This is a genomic window from Chryseobacterium barbadense (assembly GCF_042849955.1).
GTDB lineage: Bacteria > Bacteroidota > Bacteroidia > Flavobacteriales > Weeksellaceae > Chryseobacterium.
Genome location: NZ_BAAFHL010000012.1, coordinates 1 through 19,051, shown reverse-complemented (window position 1 = coordinate 19,051; position 19,051 = coordinate 1). Strand labels below are relative to the sequence as shown.

At 38.2% G+C, this 19,051-nt stretch carries 10 protein-coding genes; 9 read left to right on the top strand and 1 reads right to left on the bottom strand.

Annotated elements, in window-relative coordinates:
* Positions 1-49 precede the first annotated feature (49 nt).
* Positions 50-1,558, top strand: a complete 1,509-nt coding sequence (gene gltX, locus ACGHIN_RS07145) for a glutamate--tRNA ligase (RefSeq protein ID WP_390452122.1) — start codon at positions 50-52, stop codon at positions 1,556-1,558.
* A gap of 49 nt (positions 1,559-1,607) precedes the next feature.
* Positions 1,608-2,564, top strand: coding sequence for an acetyl-CoA carboxylase carboxyltransferase subunit alpha (locus tag ACGHIN_RS07140; RefSeq protein ID WP_390452120.1), 957 nt, complete (start codon positions 1,608-1,610; stop codon positions 2,562-2,564).
* A gap of 56 nt (positions 2,565-2,620) precedes the next feature.
* Here the strand turns inward: ACGHIN_RS07140 and ACGHIN_RS07135 are convergent, their stop codons facing one another.
* Positions 2,621-3,322: a DUF6759 domain-containing protein gene (locus ACGHIN_RS07135; RefSeq protein ID WP_390452118.1), complete on the bottom strand. Its 702-nt coding sequence runs from the start codon at positions 3,320-3,322 to the stop codon at positions 2,621-2,623.
* A gap of 143 nt (positions 3,323-3,465) precedes the next feature.
* On the opposite strand from ACGHIN_RS07135, the gene tsf reads away from it, so the two are divergent.
* From tsf to ACGHIN_RS07100, 7 genes are all read left to right on the top strand, one after another.
* A complete protein-coding gene (gene tsf, locus ACGHIN_RS07130) occupies positions 3,466-4,293 on the top strand; it encodes a translation elongation factor Ts (RefSeq protein ID WP_390452116.1) in 828 nt (275 codons plus the stop codon).
* Between the two features lie 225 nt (positions 4,294-4,518).
* On the top strand, positions 4,519-7,866 hold the full coding sequence (locus tag ACGHIN_RS07125) for a T9SS type B sorting domain-containing protein (RefSeq protein ID WP_390452114.1): 3,348 nt from the start codon (positions 4,519-4,521) through the stop codon (positions 7,864-7,866).
* Positions 7,867-7,944: 78 nt separating this feature from the next.
* A complete protein-coding gene (locus ACGHIN_RS07120; protein ID WP_390452112.1) occupies positions 7,945-10,770 on the top strand; it encodes a T9SS type B sorting domain-containing protein in 2,826 nt (941 codons plus the stop codon).
* A 145-nt stretch (positions 10,771-10,915) separates the two neighbouring features.
* On the top strand, positions 10,916-13,729 hold the full coding sequence (locus tag ACGHIN_RS07115) for a T9SS type B sorting domain-containing protein (RefSeq protein ID WP_390452111.1): 2,814 nt from the start codon (positions 10,916-10,918) through the stop codon (positions 13,727-13,729).
* 113 nt (positions 13,730-13,842) lie between these two features.
* Positions 13,843-17,250 (top strand): T9SS type B sorting domain-containing protein, encoded by a 3,408-nt coding sequence (locus tag ACGHIN_RS07110; RefSeq protein WP_390452109.1) that lies wholly within the window; start codon positions 13,843-13,845, stop codon positions 17,248-17,250.
* 131 nt (positions 17,251-17,381) lie between these two features.
* A complete protein-coding gene (locus ACGHIN_RS07105) occupies positions 17,382-18,173 on the top strand; it encodes a hypothetical protein (protein ID WP_390452107.1) in 792 nt (263 codons plus the stop codon).
* 203 nt (positions 18,174-18,376) lie between these two features.
* The coding region (locus ACGHIN_RS07100; RefSeq protein WP_390452106.1) for a DUF6759 domain-containing protein at positions 18,377-19,051 on the top strand (675 nt) is incomplete at its 3' end.

Sequence of the window (19,051 nt, the reverse complement as noted above, 5' to 3'; positions counted from 1 at the left end):
TGAAAAACCTGATTATTTTAAGTAAATTTGCACCAAAATTTTTATTAAAATGGAGAAAGTGAGAGTACGTTTTGCTCCAAGTCCTACAGGACCTTTGCATTTGGGAGGCGTAAGAACCGCGTTATATGATTATCTTTTTGCTAAAAACCAGGGTGGTGAATTTGTATTGAGAATTGAAGATACGGATACCGCAAGATATGTGGAAGGTGCAGAAGAATATATTGAAGAAGCATTGGAATGGTGCGGTATTATTCCGGATGAAAGCCCGACAAAGGGAGGAAAATTTGCTCCTTACAGACAATCCGAAAGAAGAGATATCTATGACCGGTACACAGAGCAAATCTTAAAAACGGATTATGCTTATCTCGCTTTCGATACTCCTGAAGAACTGGATGCCATCCGTGCAGAATATGAAGCAAAAGGAGATGTTTTCTCTTATGATAATAAGACAAGAAACCGTTTGAGAAACAGCCTTGCTCTTTCTGAAGAAGAAGTTCAAAAGCTTCTGGATGAAAAAACTCCGTATGTGGTAAGATTTAAAATGCCGGTGGACAGAACCTTAAACCTTGAAGATATCATCCGAGGAAAGTTCTCTGTAAACACCAATACCTTAGATGACAAAGTTTTGGTAAAAAATGATGGAATGCCGACTTACCATTTTGCCAACATCATTGATGATCATGAAATGGAAATCTCCCATGTCATTCGTGGCGAAGAATGGCTGCCGTCTTTAGGATTACATACCTTATTATATGAAGCGATGGGTTGGGAAGCCCCTCAATTTGCACACCTTTCTCTGATCCTGAAGCCTGAAGGAAAAGGAAAACTAAGCAAAAGGGACGGCGATAAATTCGGATTCCCGGTATTTCCATTGGATTTTAAAGATCCTGCAACAGGAATTATTTCCAAAGGATACAGAGAAAACGGTTACCTTCCGGAAGCTTTCATCAATATGGTGGCTTTATTAGGATGGTCTCCTGCAGATGACAAGGAAATTCTCTCCATTGAAGAAATGGCCAAAGAATTTGATCTTCATAAAGTTCATAAAGCAGGGGCAAGATTCAGTAAGGAAAAAGCAGAATGGTTCAATCACCAGTACATCCAGATGAAGTCTGATGAAGAATTGCTTCAAATTTTGAAAAACTCGGATCTTAATTTATCAGCCGTTGAAGATGAAAAGCTTTTAAAAGTAATTCATTTGATGAAGGAAAGAGCTACTTTCCCGAAAGACATTTATGAAAACGGCAAGTTTTTCTTTGAAGCACCAGCTTCTTATGACGAGAAAGCGGCTAAAAAAGCATGGAATGAAGAAACGTCTGCTGTTTTAGGCGAACTGGCTTTCACATTAGAAAGTACAGATTTCAAAGCAGATACATTGAAACAGGCTGTTCATGATTTTGCTGAAAACAAAGGATTGGGAATGGGGAAAGTAATGATGCCTTTACGTTTATCTTTAGTAGGCGAGCTTAAAGGACCGGACGTACCGGATATTTTAGAAATCGTTGGAAAAGAAGACAGTATCGCCAGAATACACAATGCTATAAATAATTTTAAATAAGGTTTCATTAATTTTTCATAAATTTGAAAGATTTAATTTACTTCAAGAAATGGAATATTTAAGTTTCGAACTTCCTATCAAAGAATTAATGGATCAATACCAGACATGTTCTTTAGTAGGAGAAGAAAGTGGTGTTGATGTAAAATTAGCATGCAGCCAGATAGAGGATAAGATTGTAGAAAAGAAAAAAGAGATCTATGAGAATCTTACTCCTTGGCAAAGAGTACAATTATCTCGTCACCCGGACCGTCCATATACTTTGGATTACATCAACGGAATGGTAGACAAAGGCAGCTTCTTAGAACTTCACGGAGACAGAAATTTTGCTGATGACCCGGCAATGATTGGTGGTTTGGCTACTCTTGACGGTCAGAAAGTAATGATCATAGGAACTCAAAAAGGGAGAACAACCAAAGAAAGACAGCACAGAAGATTCGGGATGCCAAATCCTGAAGGATACAGAAAAGCTTTAAGATTAATGAAGCTTGCTGAAAAATTCAATATTCCGGTAGTCACTTTAGTAGATACACCGGGAGCATATCCTGGATTGGAAGCGGAAGAAAGAGGACAGGGAGAAGCTATTGCAAGAAACATTTTCGAAATGGTTCAGCTTAAAACCCCGATCTTCACTTATATTATTGGAGAAGGGGCAAGTGGAGGAGCACTAGGAATTGGTGTAGGAAATAAAGTATATATGCTGGAGAACACATGGTATACTGTAATTGCACCGGAAAGCTGCTCATCTATCCTATGGAGAAACTGGGATCATAAAGAGGATGCAGCCAATGCATTGAATCTGACTCCAAAAGATGCTTTAAGAGAAAAATTCATTGACGGAATTATTGAGGAACCGCTTGGTGGAGCTCATTACGATCCGGAAACAACTTATTTGAACCTTAAAAATTCAATCTTACAAAACATTAAGGCCTTCTCTAAGTTCACAGGACAGGAACTTGAAACCCAAAGACAAGAAAAATTTATTGCCATGGGGCAGTTTAAAGGATAAAAATAAAACCGGTTAAGAAAAATTCTTAACCGGTTTTTTTAACTCTTATCTTCTATTTAATCTTCTCTCACGTTCAATTCAATTTCGATATCCTTATTGATTTTCTTCAGTGAAGAATATTTGGCATCACAAACCATGGTAGTCAGAATATAATCGCCTTTGTCAATCAAAATGAAGTTTTGGCCGTGGGCAGGAACATCCAGGTTGTAATATTTTTTACCGCTTATTTTAACGATCAGGTTACATTTTGATTTGTTCTTGATATTAATATAAGCTTCTTTATCCATCGGATCATTATTAAAGATATGGGTCAGCATCGCTGCGGTCTTTTTGTTTTTCTCGCTGGGCTCAGACTTTTTGCTTGCCGTTCCCACGCTTGCATAATTCACGGTTCTTTCAGGGGTGGTACTTTTAGTATTGGAAGCTATCGTTTTGGAATTATTCAATTCGTTATTATTAACCATTTTTTCCACTTCCTTTTTACTCATTGGAGTAATCGTCGGCTTTGCTTCGGGAGAATTATCCGCCATGATGATATCCATGAGCTTTCGCTTAAAATAGTCGGTTTTCGGGTGATTAGGATTTTGTTTCAGGAATCCGGCAATCACTCTTGCTTCCTTACTAATTTCTGCATCATTTTCCGTGTAGATGATCATCGTTTCCTTTTCTACTACAGCTTTCGGCTTGGCCTTTTTCTTTTTTTGAGAAAAGCCGAGACAAAATATGCATAAAAATATGAGAAGAAATATTTTTTTCATTAACTAAACATTAAAAAATTTATTAAACAACTAAATAACGTGAAAAGTCATTTTTTAGTTTATCATTAAAATCATTATCTTTGCACTGCTCAAAAATAAACTAAAAATTAATACTAAGTTTTAAATAAAAAAATAATAATATTATGTCTTATACACCAGCTGCTGCAGACGTAGCAAAATTAAGAAACACAACAGGTGCAGGTATGATGGACTGCAAAAAAGCTTTAGTTGAAGCTGAAGGAGATTTCGAGAAAGCAATCGAGATCCTTAGAAAAAAAGGACAGAAAGTTGCTGCGAACAGAGCTGACAGAGAATCTACTGAAGGAGCAGTTATCGCCAGAGTAAATGAGGACAACACGTTAGGAGCAATTATCTCTTTAAATTGTGAAACTGACTTCGTTGCTAAAAATGAAGCGTTCATCGAGTTGGCTTATGAATTGGCTGAAATGGCTATCGTAGCGGCTAACAAAGAAGAGCTTTTAGCTACTGATTTCCACGGAATTACTGTTGCTGAAAAATTAGTTGAGCAAACTGGAGTTATCGGTGAGAAAATCGAGATCGGTGCATTCGAAAGAATCGAAGGACCTTTCTTAGGAGCGTATATCCACGCCGGAAACAAAATTGCTGCCATCACATCCCTTTCTGCTAAAGTAGACGGTGCTGATGAAGCTGCTAAAGCTGTTTCTATGCAGGTTGCTGCGATGAACCCGATCGCTCTTGATGAAACTGCTGTTTCTCAGGAAACAATCGATAAAGAATTAGAAATCGAAAGAGAACTGTTAACTAAAGAAGGAAAACCTGCTAACATTATCGAGAACATCTTGAAAGGGAAAATGCAGAAATTCTACAAAGAGAACACTTTGGTACACCAAGCCTTCATTAAAGACGGAAACCAATCTGTGGCTGATTATGTAAAATCTGTAAACGGAGATCTTAAAGTTACAGGATTTATCAGAGTAAGCTTAGCTTAATCAAATAATTTTATCCAATATATAGTCCCGATGAATTTTCATCGGGATTTTTTATGCTCAGGAATTTCATATGCATAATCTGAAGCATATTAAGATTTCCGAATATTAATTTTTTGTGAATAAAATTTAGGAATATCACAATACAAATAATCTACAATTATCTTATAAATTTTTATATAAAAGTTTGATTATTAATGCTTACATTTGCTGCCCTTATAAGAACACATGAAAAAAATTCTATCGATTGTTTTTACAGTTTTTTATTTATTCATAAATGCTCAATTAGATACTGATCATTGGTTTGCTCCCATGTCTGCAAGATCGGGAATTAACGGGCTTGAAAGTTATCTGTATCTCTCCACTAATGAAACCACACCGTTTTCGGTGCAGATTTATAACAATAATACTTTGTTTTCTACGGTGCAGATCGCTAAAGGAAGTCCTGCACAGGTCAACATTCCAAGTAATTTCCTCTTGGCAACAAATCAGTCTGATCTGTTTACTCCCAACACCATGGGATTATATGTAAAAGGACCAAAAAAGTTTTTCGCCAATTACAGGTTTTCAGTAACCAATCATGCCGAGATCATTACCTCAAAAGGTTTAGCCGGTCTTGGAACCACTTTTTATGCCGCCATGGCTCCTATTACAGGGACTGCTTTTTACGTGAATTCAACGATCGGGATTACAGCGACCGAAGATAACACCACCGTTGTGGTTTCAGATTACAACCCGAATGTTATTTTCTCTGACGGAACCTCCACTCCTACCAAAACATTTACCCTTAACAAGGGACAATCATATATTATCGATGCCGTAAGTACAGATAGCTTCAATAACCTGGACGGATTAGTAGGCGCTAAAATCGTAGCAACAAAACCCATTTCGGTAACCAACGGAAATTTCAACGGAATTTACACCAATCTGAATCTTACCAACAATGACATCCTGATGGATCAGGCCGTTCCCATAGAAAGGTTAGGAAAAGATTTCGTAGTAGTAAAAGGAAAAGGATCCATTTCTTCGGAAATGGAAAGAGCGCTCATCATTGCCACTGAAGATAACACTCCTATTACCATCAATGGAGCAGCTACAGGAACCAGTCTCAATGCCGGAGAATACTATATGGTGCCGAGTTCAAGCTATATCAATCAGGGAGGAGGAAATTACAACATGAGCATTTCCTCCACGAAAAATATTTATGTTTATCAATTGTTAGCCGGTGTTTCCGGAGGTAATGAATATCCTACCGGTGGTTTCAATTTCATTCCGCCTTTAAGTTGTTTCCTGCCTAATAAAATAGATGAGATAGGATATATTAATATCATCGGATCCCAGACATTCAATACAAAACTGAATATCATCACCCAAACCGGAGCAGCAGTTACATTAAACGGAAATCCGATTCCTGCCGGGAACGGGCCATATCCCGTAACTGGAAATCCGAACTGGGTAAATTATTCCATTCCGGATGTAACAGGGGATATTACCATAAATTCTACAAAATCTGTCACTGCAGGAATTGCCGCAGGCAGTGGTGCTGTGGGCTACGGAGGTTATTTTGCAGGTTTCTCATCTGTTCCGGCCATTTCCAAGACGGGAGACTGCTATACCGGGGTCATACTTCAGGTAGATAACACATATGATGCTTATCAATGGTATTTAAATGGCAATCCGATTCCGGGAGCGACTTCATATTTCATCAATCCGGAATTATACGGAGCCGGAGTCTATACGTGCTTAATTACCAAAAACAACTGCGAATCCAAACTTACGAATCCTTATCATTATACGTTATGTCCTCCTATTACAACAACGACTTTTGACATCGGTTCTTGTAATACGAAAGTGATTTCGCCGGTTTTCACGGCGTCCAACCAAACAATCGTTCCTTCTCATACAAGCATTATCGCACCACCGACTTCAGGAACCGCCACTGTAAATCCAACAACAGGACAAATTATTTATACTCCGAATACAGGACTCACTACTGACACTACAGATTCTTTTGTATATTATGTGGAGGGAAATGGCAATCCTGCTGATTTCGAATATTTTAAAATTAATATTAACATTGATGTTTTACAGGTGAATAATGCTACTTTAACATCTTGTACCGATGCCAACGGTAATGGAACATTTAATCTGACCAGTACAATTGTTACTCCTGATACCGGAACTACGGTTACTTATTTTACCAATGCCAATTTAACCGGACAGATTGCTGCTCCGGCCACTTATACAGGTCCGGCAGGAACCGTCTATGCGAATGTAACTTCATCTTTCGGATGTTCTAAAACTGCTCAAATAGTATTAACAACCAATTCGGCACCCAATATTAATGTCAATAACTTTAATGCCAATCTTTGTGATGATAATTTTGATGGAATTATTAACGTCAATTTTGCAAGCATCACCCCACAAATCGTAAATAACTCCGCGAGCTTTAGTGTAAGATATTATCTTGTGCAAGCGGATGCCAATGCGGGAAATAATAATACATTACCTGTGAACTGGACTTATACTGCCAATACAACGGTTTATGTAAGAGTAGATCCAACGGTTCCTAATGAATGTCCTACTGTTTTTGGACAGATCAATTTCAAGATCGGAAATAAAATTACTTTATTAAGCGATAATGTAAGTACCAACGTCTGTGATAATGACATCAGCGGTTCAGAAAATATCAATCTTAATGATTATAAAGGTCTTTTCACGGCAGATCCGAATGTAACGTTAACCTTTTACACAACATTGGCCAATGCACAAGCGGCAACCAATGCAATTCCTCCTTCACAAATCCTGCAAACAACCAATACCTATTATGTAAGGTTTGTGAGTACTACAGAATGTCCTAATACAGGGGTTTTAACCTTAACTCTAAAGTCTCCTAAAAAATCAGATACTCTGCATGATAAGGTAATATGCCCGGGTGAAAAAGTGACTCTTGATCCGGGTGCAGGATTTACTTCATACCTATGGAGTACGGGAGCAACAACACAAACAATAGCGGTGGGAGCAGGAAATTATCATGTAGATTTAGGATTTAACGGGTGTGTTTACCGTCAATATGTAAATGTGACTGTAGCACAAGTTCCTACCATTACCCGCATTGAAACATCGGGTTCCAATGCAACCATCCATGTTTCCGGCGGAACACCTCCTTATCAATACTCCTTAAACGGGATTGATTACCAGGCTTCCAATGTATTTATAGGACTTTCAAGAGGCATCCATAAAGTATATGTACTAGGAGCCGATGGCTGTATGCCTGTTACCAAAGAATTCTTGATTTTAAATCTTATCAATGCCATTACACCTAATGGCGATGGCATCAATGATGTATTGAATTATTCTGATTTAAGAATTAAACAGGATGTGAACATTGAGGTTGTTGACCGATATGGCGCTCTCGTTTACAGATCTTCTGATAAAAATTATACCTGGGATGGAATGTCTGGTGGAAGAAGCCTTCCTACCGGAACTTACTGGTATTTATTAAGATGGACAGAGCCTGACACAAAATTACCAGTTTCATACTCCGGCTGGCTTTTAATTAAGAATAGAGAGTAATTTTTTAATTTTCTTTAGAATTTATTAAGAATATTTCAAATATTATTTTAATTTTGTAGAAATCCTAATTCCACACTTATGAAAAGATTTCTACTTAGTTTAGTATTAGTTTTTTTAACAATTAATACGCTCTTTGCTCAGAGGGATACAGAACATTGGATTGCGCCGTACTATACGTCTGCAGGTAGTTATACCAACACCATCTATCTGTCCACAGATTCTACAGTTCCTTTTGAAGTAAAGATTTATACCAATAATACTCAGATTACAACCCCAGCACCGATTATTATCAGCAAAGGGAGCCCTCAAAGCTATACCGTTACTGCTACGGATATAGCAGGGACTAGTACTACAGATGCATTCCAGGTAATCGGTAAAGGTTTATATCTTAAAGCAGATAAGCCTTTTTACTGTAGCTTAAGAATGGCCAATGGTTCTCATGGTGAAATTGTAACGAGTAAAGGGAAAGCTGGTATTGGTAAGACATTCCATGTTGCGGCAAGTCCTAATTCTTCAGGATCAGGGTATAACTTTACAGCAGGAGTTCTTGCTACGGAGGATAATACAACTGTAACTGTATCGTGGGCAACTCCAGGATTAGTATTCGTTGGAGGGACTCCTACAGGTAATACTCATACTTTTGTTTTAAATAAGGGTAAATCTTTCCTTTTTACAGGAACTACGGCTACAGCAGCAAATGCTTCGGGGTTCATCGGAGCAAAAGTAGTATCTGACAAACCTGTAACGCTTACTAACGGAAGCGTAAATGGTAACTTTGGGGCCGGAGGATCTTCAGGATCTGATGCCATTCTGGACCAGTCAGTTCCTGTTGAAAGACTAGGGAATACATTTGCCATGGTAAAAACCAAGTCAACAGATCCAAGTGAAAACATGGAAGGTGGACTTGTTGTAGCCACAGAAGACAACACTCAGATTTTTGTTAATGGTTCCACTACACCTTTAGCAACAATCAATGCCGGACAATGGTATAGAATCAATGAGACTAACTATGTTGAACAGACAGCAGGAAGCGGCCATTTCAACATGTTTATTTCTACTTCAAAGAATGTATACTTATACCAATTAGTAGGAGTAGGAACAGAAAATAACACAGGAGGTTTCAACTATATTCCACCATTGAACTGTTTCTTACCTAGAAAAATTGATGAGATCGGTAAAATCAATGAAATGCCAGGCTCTAGCGGTAGCATTTCTCTGAAACTTAATATCCTTACAGAGACAGGAGCGGTCGTTTTAGTAAACGGTGTTGCTCCAACTGCCGCACAAGGACCTTATCCACTAACAGGTAATACCCAATGGCAAACGTATGCTATAGAAAACATAACCGGAAACCTTACCATTACCTCTACCAAAGCTGTAACAGCAGGTATCAACGGAGGATATAGTACTGCAGGATATGGCGGTTATTTTGCAGGTTTCTCTTCAATCCCGGTAATCGCTAAGAAAACAGGAGAATGTGTTCCCGGAATTACTCTGGAAGTAGATGACGGATATGAAACTTATCAATGGCAATTAAACGGAGCAGCGATCCCGGGTGCCACTACACCTACCTATACCCCTACACAGGCAGGTAATTATACGGTGAAAGTAACAATGGGAACATGTCAGGCTGCAGTTACGCCAATCTATAAAGTATATACCTGTTTAAAGAAGACAACAACTGCATTAAACATTTGTGCTACAAAAGTTATCACACCGGCATTCTCATCTTCAACACAAACTCCGGTACCAAGTACCGTAACAATAATTACACCTCCAGCACATGGTACTGCTACTTTAAATCCTGTGACCGGTGCTATCACTTATGTTCCTAATACAAACTATTTAGGTTCTGATCAGATTGTTTATCAATTCTGTGGCAATGCTGCTGAATTTATTGACTGTGAGCAGATCACTTTAAATCTGACAGTAGTACCTTTTGTAGTAAAAGACGCAATAATAAAAGCCTGCCAGTATGATAATGATCCTGCGGCTTTATTTGACCTTACCACAGCCAATATCATCGACTCTGTACCTGGTGTAACTGTTATCAAGAAGTTTTATCCTAGTATGATTGATCTGAATGCGGGATCTAATCAGATCATGGATCCGGAGCACTATGCTTCAGCAGGTGGCTTTGTATATGTAAAAGTAACTACAAACGAAGGATGTTCCGCTATTGCAAAAATTGAACTGATTGCCATTCCTATCAAAAAGTCTCCTCTTCTGGTGGATCAATATATCTGTATTGATGACAGAACAACGCTGAATGCAGGGCCTGGCTATAACTCGTATGAGTGGAATACAGGAGCTACGACACCTTCTATTCAGGGAGTTGGAGTTGGAGAATATTGGGTTATTCTTGAAAACAACGGATGTTCCATCAAGCAATTTGTACATGTAAGAAAATCTCAGGACCCTGTGATTACGGAAATCCAGATTACAAATAATTCAGCAACTGTAATTGCAACCGGAGGTAAAGCTCCTTATAAATTTGCTGTTGACGGAACAACCAACTGGCAGGATTCTAACGTATTCAATAACCTTTCAAGAGGTCAGCATACATTCTATGTAAAAGATGCTTACGATTGTACTCCTATCTCAGTTGAAATCACGGTGCCAAACCTTCTTAATGCTATCACTCCAAACGGGGATAATGTAAATGACTTTATAGATTACAGCGAACTATCATATAAAAATGATCTTAGCTTCATGATCTATGACAGATATGGCAATAAGGTATTCACTGGAGACAGGTTTAACAACTATAAGTGGGACGGAAGACATTCAAACAAGAAAATTCTTACCGGAACATATTGGTATCATATTAACTGGACTGAGCCAAACGCTGAAAAGACACCAATTAAGTACACTGGTTGGATCTTGGTGAAGAACAGAGAATAAATTTTTTCTAAAAAAATTAAAAACCACGATAATAAAAATCGTGGTTTTTTGTTTTATTAATACTTTTTAATTTTTTTTTGAAAATTATTTTTAACATTATATGAAATATTCTAGTATTTTTGCATAAATCCTAAATTCCACGCATATGAAAAAATTTCTACTATCTTTTGTATTAATTTTACTAGCATGCAACACATTATTTGCCCAAAGAGATACAGATCATTGGTTCGCGCCATATTATGCATCTACCACAGGTTATAATCATGCGTTGTATTTTTCAACAGATTCTACCACACCTTTTGAGGTGAAAATTTACAGCAATAACACTCAAATTGGAGCTGTAACAATTAGCAAAGGAGCTCCGCAATCATTTACTTTAGGGGGTGCCTTTATCCAAACTACTTCCGCATCAAGTGCAGCGACTCCAGCCAATGTAGGAGTTTACACTAAAGGAGATAAGCCTTACTTCTGTAGTTTAAGAATCGCTCAAAGTGCGCACGGAGAAATTGTAACCAGTAAAGGAAAAGCCGGAATCGGAACAAAGTTCTATGCCGCTGCCACACCTTTGATGTATAGCTCTACTGCCAATAATTTCACAACCGGAATTATGGCCACTGAAGATAATACTACCGTTACGGTTTCCGGCTATGATCCGAATGTACAATTCATTAATGTACCTACTCCAACACCTTTAACTCTTACGGTAACCCTGAATAAAGGGCAATCCTATATTTTAGCAGGTTTATCAAACATTGTAGCCAACCAGACAGGGTTCATAGGAGCTAAAATTGAATCGAACAAGCCTGTTTCCGTTACCAATGGTAATGCCAACGGATTCTATGCAACCGGTTCTAATGATGGTTCCGACCTTATCATGGACCAATCTGTACCTACTGACCGTCTCGGAAATGAGTTTGCCATGGTAAAGAGTATTTCTACGAGTACCGGGAATATGGAAGGTGGAATTATTGTAGCCACAGATAATAATACTGAAATTTATATCAACAATGGTACTACTCCTGTTGCCACCATCAATGAAGGGGATTATTACAGAATCTTAGCCAATGCATATGCTACGCAGGCAGGCGGACATTCAAATATGTATATACGTACAACTAAGAATGTATATTTATACCAATTAATTGGTTCCGGTTCTGCTAATAATACGGGAGGTTATAATTATATCCCACCATTGAACTGTTTCCTGCCTAGAAAAATTGATGAGATTGGTAAGATCAATGAAATGCCGACCATTGGATCATCTATAACATTAAAGCTTAATATTCTAACGGAAGCCGGTGCTGCTGTAACCGTGAATGGAGTAACTCCTACGGCTGCCCAAGGACCTTTCCCTCTTACCGGGAATAACCAATGGGTTACTTATGCCATCCAGGGAATTACCGGAAACGTTGCCGTAACATCCACTAAAGCTGTTACTGCGGGTATTAACGGAGGATATAGTACAGCAGGTTATGGTGGTTACTTCGCCGGATTCTCTTCTATTCCGTTAATTTCTAAGCAAACAGGAGAATGTATTCCCGGTATTGTATTAGAAGTGGATGACAGTTATGATACCTATCAGTGGTTCCTGAACGGAAACCCTATTCCGGGAGCAACAACCAATTCTTATACTCCTACACAGGCAGGTAATTATACAGCAAGAATTACAGTAGGAAGCTGCCCTCCTGCAATAACGCCTGTATATAAAGTGTTCACTTGTTTGTTTGAAAGCACAAAAACTCTTACCGTTTGTGAAGGTTACCAGACTATTGTTCCTGAGTTCAGTAGCTCTACCCAAACTTATGTTCCCGGAACCGTAACTATTGTAACGCCTCCAACTAATGGTACAGCAACATTAGACCCGGTAACCGGTGCTATCAACTATACTCCGAACTTCGGATATTTCGGACCGGATTCCATGGTATATAAATTCTGTGGTAATGCACCGGAATTCATCGATTGTGAGCAGATTACGTTAAACCTGACGGTTTCTAAGAGTCCTGTTGTTAATAATGCAAGTATAAGATCTTGTTATATTGAATCAAATCCTGCAACAGCATTATTCAATCTTACTGTAGCTACAGTAACTTCAGAACCTGGAGTAACCAAAGAATATTATCCATCTCCTACAGATGCAGTTAATGGAACGAACCAGATTACAAACCCTAGCAACTATATTGCACCTACCGGTGTTGCTTACGTAAAAGTGATCAATGCGAACGGATGTTATAAAGTAGCAGAAATTACACTTACAGTTTTACCTCCTGTAAAATCTACCGTATTAGAAGATAAAATTATCTGTATGGAAGATACTACAACCCTGGATGCAGGGCCAGGATTTGTATCTTACTTATGGAGTACGGGAGCGACTACGCAGTCTATCAACAATGTAGGAGTAGGAACCTATTGGGTAAAATTAAAGACAGGGGAATGTTTCACTACTCAGACAGTAAAAGTTTATCCGGCAGATCAGCCTGTTATTTCAAACATTGATATTTCAAATACTACGATAACGGTAACTGCGGTTGGAGGAACGGCTCCTTACAAATACTCAATTGATAATATTAACTGGCAGGATTCTAATGTATTTACAGATGTTGCAAGAGGAGAGGTTAAAGTATATGTAAAAGATGCCTATGATTGTGAGCCAATAGATGTTGCGATTACCATTCCAAACCTGATCAATGTAATTACTCCGAACGAAGATGGTATTAATGATTTTGTGGATTATTCTGCATTGGCGACAAAGAATAATTTAGTATTCAATATTTTCGACAGATATGGTAGCAAAATTTATCAGGCTGATAAATCAAACGGCTATAAGTGGAACGGAACATCTAACGGAACCAAAAGAGTACCAACAGGAAATTATTGGTTCGAAATCGGATGGAATGAACCGAACAGCAAACAAACGCCAATAAAATTCACTGGCTGGATTTTAGTGAAAAACAGAGAATAATACTCAGTATAGCTCTTACAAAAAACCACGATTATATAATCGTGGTTTTTTTATTGTTTTTTCAAGCAATTAATACTTTTTATTATTAAATTTGTGATAAAAGCCAGTCCTAAATGAAGAAAATTCTATCTTTTTTATTTATACTTTATATTTTCAGTTCCACTTTTGCACAATTGGACCGTGAACACTGGTTTGCCCCGATGGTAGACAGAACTAATAACCCCAATCCTTATCAGAAACTTTATTTATCTACTAACAGAACAACGCCTTTTCCGGTAAGTATCTATAACAATAATGTTCTGATTGGGACTGTAATCATTAGTAAGAATAACCCTCAAAAATTTGATGTATTAAGAGATTATATTATCACTACACAACAAACAGATTTATTCACCCCAACCTCCAAAGGACTTTATCTGAAAGCAGAGTTTCCATTCTATGCCAATTTGAGGTTCTCCGTATTTAATCACGCAGAAATCATTACTTCAAAAGGAATTCCTTCCACGGGAAAAAATTTCTATGCCGCCCATGCTCCTATTACAGTCAGCAACGGCATTCTCAATTTTATGACAAGTGTTTTGGCAACGGAAGACAACACCACCGTTACCGTTTCCGGATATAAGCCCGCCGTTCAATTCTCAAACGGGACAACAGGAACAACCAACCCAACAATGACGTTCACCTTAAATAAAGGGCAATCCTACATTATCGACGGCATTGGAAATATTACAGGAAATTTTGATGGCTTTATCGGCGCAAAAATTACAGCAAATAAACCCGTCAATATTACAAATGGAAATTTTAATGGCCAATATGCCGGAAATTTTGCCACAAGCTCAGACATCCTGATGGATCAGGCAGTACCCGTTGAAAGACTGGGAACTGAATTCGCCCTGGTGAAAGGAAATGGAAACATCGGTTCCAATATGGAAGGAGCATTAGTAATTGCCACAGAAGACAATACCCAAGTGTTTGTAAACAATGAAATTCCTCCTGTTGCGACTTTAAATACAGGGCAGTATTTTGTAGTCCCTGACTCCAAGTTTCTCCTGCAGGGAACTACCGGGCATTATAATTTATACATGAAAACTTCCAAAAATGCTTATGTATACCAGGTTCTTGCCGGAGCTGCAACTACCGGAAATGAAGTAGCTACCGGTGGATTTAATTTTATCCCTGCTTTAAATTGTTATTTGCCAAAACAGATCAACGAACTTGGCTTTATTGATGAAAATTTCGTTCACTCCAATAATAATCCTTCGGGAATCCTGAATATTCCGACAAAGCTCAATCTTATTACTGAAAAAGGAGCTATTGTTACCGTAAACGGTGGTGTTCCTCCGGCTTCAACCGGTCCTTTTAATATGACAGGAACCAACAATTGGGTAACTTACGGAATTCCGAATGTTTCAGGAAACATTACCGTAGTTTCCAGTAAAGCAATTACTGCCGGTATCAACGCCGGAAGTGATGCAGTGGGATACGGAGGATTCTTTGCCGGATTTCCGACTCAACCCGTAATCCTGAAATCGGGAGGAGATTGTGTTCCGGGAATTATACTTACGGTAGATCCTGTAATTTATGACACCTACCAATGGTATGTCAATGGTAGCTTAATCCCTGGAGCTACGGGAGCATCCTACACTCCTACCCAATCCGGTTATTATACCTGTTCAGTAACGATGGGAAGCTGTGCACCTTTAGTGACGGAGCAATTTAAGGTTTTAAATTGTACAAAACAGAGTACAGCTTCTTATAATGTATGTACTTCACAAACCATTACTCCTGCTTTTAGCAGTTCTACCCAGACTCCTGTTCCTTCAACGGTAGCCATAACCACGCAGCCTACTTTAGGAACAGCTGTTGTTAACCCTGCGACAGGAGTGATTACTTATACGGTTACCAATCCGGGAACTACGGGAACGGATACTTTTGTGTACTCATTCTGTGGTAACAATCCGGATTTCCCAGATTGCGAAACAGTGACCGTGACAATCAATATTCAGGCTATTCCTGTGCAAAATACTACAATCAATGCCTGTAATGTTAATGGGCAGGGAACTTTCAATCTGACTACAGCAAATGTTACCAGCAGCTCACCTGTAACTATTACTTATTACCCTACTTTAGCGGATGCACAAACTGAAAACCCTGCTGCACTCATAGCAACTCCTACAACATACACAGCTCCCAACGGAACTATTGTGTATGCAGTCGTAAAAAATAATTTGGGATGCAAAAGTATTGCCCAGATTACACTTAATCTGTATAATCTGGCAATTGTAGTTGATAATTACACCGGTGTTTTTTGTGATGATAATCTTGATGGTGTCATAAATATTATCCTATCCAATATTACTCCTATTGTTCTTAATAATCCCGGGTATTTTACCAATGTAAGATACTATGCCAACCTTACTGATGCTAATGCCGGAAATGCCAATACTCTTCCTAATAACTGGAGCTATACTGCGCCAACTACAATCTTCATCAGAGTAGATTCTCCTGACGGATGTGCCACTGTAATAAAACCTTTAAATTTCAGTATCGGAGCCAAAATCCCTTTAATTACCAGCTCCGTTGTTCAAAGCATCTGTGATAATGATCTGGACGGGATTTTATCTGTAGATTTGCTCCAATACATCAACCAATTCACTGCAGATCCTGGTGTAACTCCGAGCTTTCATGCCAGTCTTGCTGATGCTCAGAACGACATCAACCCTTTAGTGAACCCTGTAAGTATCAATACTTCCCAAAATATTTATATCAGATTTGAAAAACCCGGTGTTTGTCCTGAAATAGGTACTCTTCGCATTAATATCAAAACACCTAAAAAATCAGATATTCTTACAGACCAGGAGATCTGTGCCAAAACAACTACGACTTTAGATGCCGGGCCAGGATTCCAAAGCTATTTATGGAGTACGGGAGCCACAACGCCTTCCATCTCGAATGTGGGTATAGGAAACTATTGGGTAGATCTTACGTTCAATGGTTGTGTGTACAGACAGAATGTAAGCGTCACAGAATCTCCCCTTCCGGCCATCATCTCTATTGAAATCAACGGCTCTACCGTGACCATTGGCGTAAGTGGAGGCAATCCGCCTTACCAATATTCTCTGGACGGAGTTACATGGCAGAATTCAGCCGTATTTTATAATGTACCGAGAGGCCCGCACATTGCTTATGTAAGAGATTCTAAAAATTGTGCTGTCATTGAAAAATCTTTCGTACTTATTAATCTGATCAATACCATTACCCCTAATGATGATGGGCATAATGATGATATCGATTATTCATCTTTAATGGACAACAATAATCTGGAATTTAGAGTATTCGACAGATACGGGGCAGAAATTTTCAGAGGAACTCCATCCAACAGATATACCTGGAACGGAAGAGTTGGAGGAAGACATGTGAACACAGCAACCTATTGGTATTTCATAAGCTGGACAGAATTCGGGACTAATATTACCGTAAAATATACAAGCTGGCTATTGGTAAAAAACAGAAATAACTAGGTTATCTATTGAAATCAGGAGGATTATAACATTCATTAACAATTAAGGAAAAAGTTTTAATATAATTTAACCACTGAAAAGTTATCTGAGTATGCATAAATTGGGGTATTCTGTGTAATTTTGCCCATTATATGAAGAAACTTATTACTCTTTTGCTATTGATTTTTCTGGCAAAGATCAATGCACAATTATACTCCGGCGAAGTGTTTCTAAGGGATAACTCCATACTGTATCTTAACCAGGTATATGTAACTAACCTTAATACCCAGAAAACTGTTTTAACGGATTATAACGGGAGTTTTACCATTCAGGCCAATGCAGGTGATATTATCCGTTTCACCTCCATCGTTACCGAAAGGAAAGACATTAAGCTTTCTCCCCAAATGTTGGGAAACCGGAATTTAATAGAGTTAAAAATTGCCTATCAGGAAATACAGGAAGTCGTACTCAGCAGATTTAAGCCCACAGGTAATTTAAGATATGATGTAAACTCTCTGAAGAAAGAAGATAAAGGATTAGCTATTAAAAAAGTTATAGGCCTTCCGGAACCTAAAGGCGACGGCACATCTCCTGAACTGCCTGTTGCAGGCTTAAGAGATGGTGGATTAACCTTAAGCATTGAAAGTATTTACGATATTTTATCCGGTGAACGCAAGAAAAAGCAGCGTTATATGGCTTATGAAAGAATGAACAGCTCTATCAGCCAGATCAAAAATTATCTCGGAAAAGATTACTTCCTGAAGTATAAGATCCCGGAAAATCTAATTGACAATTTTCTTCAGTTCGTTTATACCTCAGAGAATATACAGCCTTATGTTCTCGCAGGAAATTTTGAAGCTATAAAAATCCCGATCGAAAAGTATTTGCCTATTTACCAGAAGCGGCTTAGAAACTCCCATCTTCAGGAAGTTATAAACCAATAACTTAAATAAGGTGCTTTAAGAAGAAGAATAAAGAGTGTTTAAAGTATATTCTTTAGAAAAAAATGGAAAATATATTTTATTTTTATCTCACTTATAAGTGTTTAAAATAAAAACAAAATAATCTCGTTTAGAGGTAAACACTAATAACCAAAACACAATTAGAGAAAAAAAAGACTCTATTTTTTTAACTTAGATATTAGTGAATGAAAAAACTAGTTTTACTTTTTAGTACCGTCTTATTCTTTAATCTTTCTGCTCAGAAAAAGGATAAGGATTACAGTAATATTTTAAAAAGCAAAAACATCTACGAGATCAATGCTTTTCTGAGAGATGCCCACCCTGATGATCCACGCAGATCCGTGCTTAAGCCAAAAGTAATGGAAATGATGAAAGAATATATCAAAACGGCCCATCCAGCAGATCAAAAAGTAAAGCAGATGCAGGAAATGCTTGCTTTGCTAAAGAGAAGGCCTTCTACAAAAATTTCTTTTGATGAAATGAATGCCATTATCAAACAAAAGCAGATCGCTAAATATAAAGCCGAACTGGCAGCTAAGCAATCCACCGTACAATACACTCCGAGTAATGCACAGAATGTTTTTGTAGCCAATACTTCAGCTACTTCCAATGCTGCAGCTATCCCGGATGCCGAAGCCGAAGAATTCAATATGCTAATGAGTGTTTCTCCTATAGAACACAAAAATAAAACTGTGAAAATCCTGAATTCCCTATTTGATAACGATCCCACCAGTAAAGAATGCATCGTCCTTATCGAAAATAAATCCGATTGCAATATTATTGTGAGAATGGAAGGCGTTGGAAATACCAAGTACAGATTGGCCGTTCCTGCTCATAATGACAATTCTATTGTCGTAGAA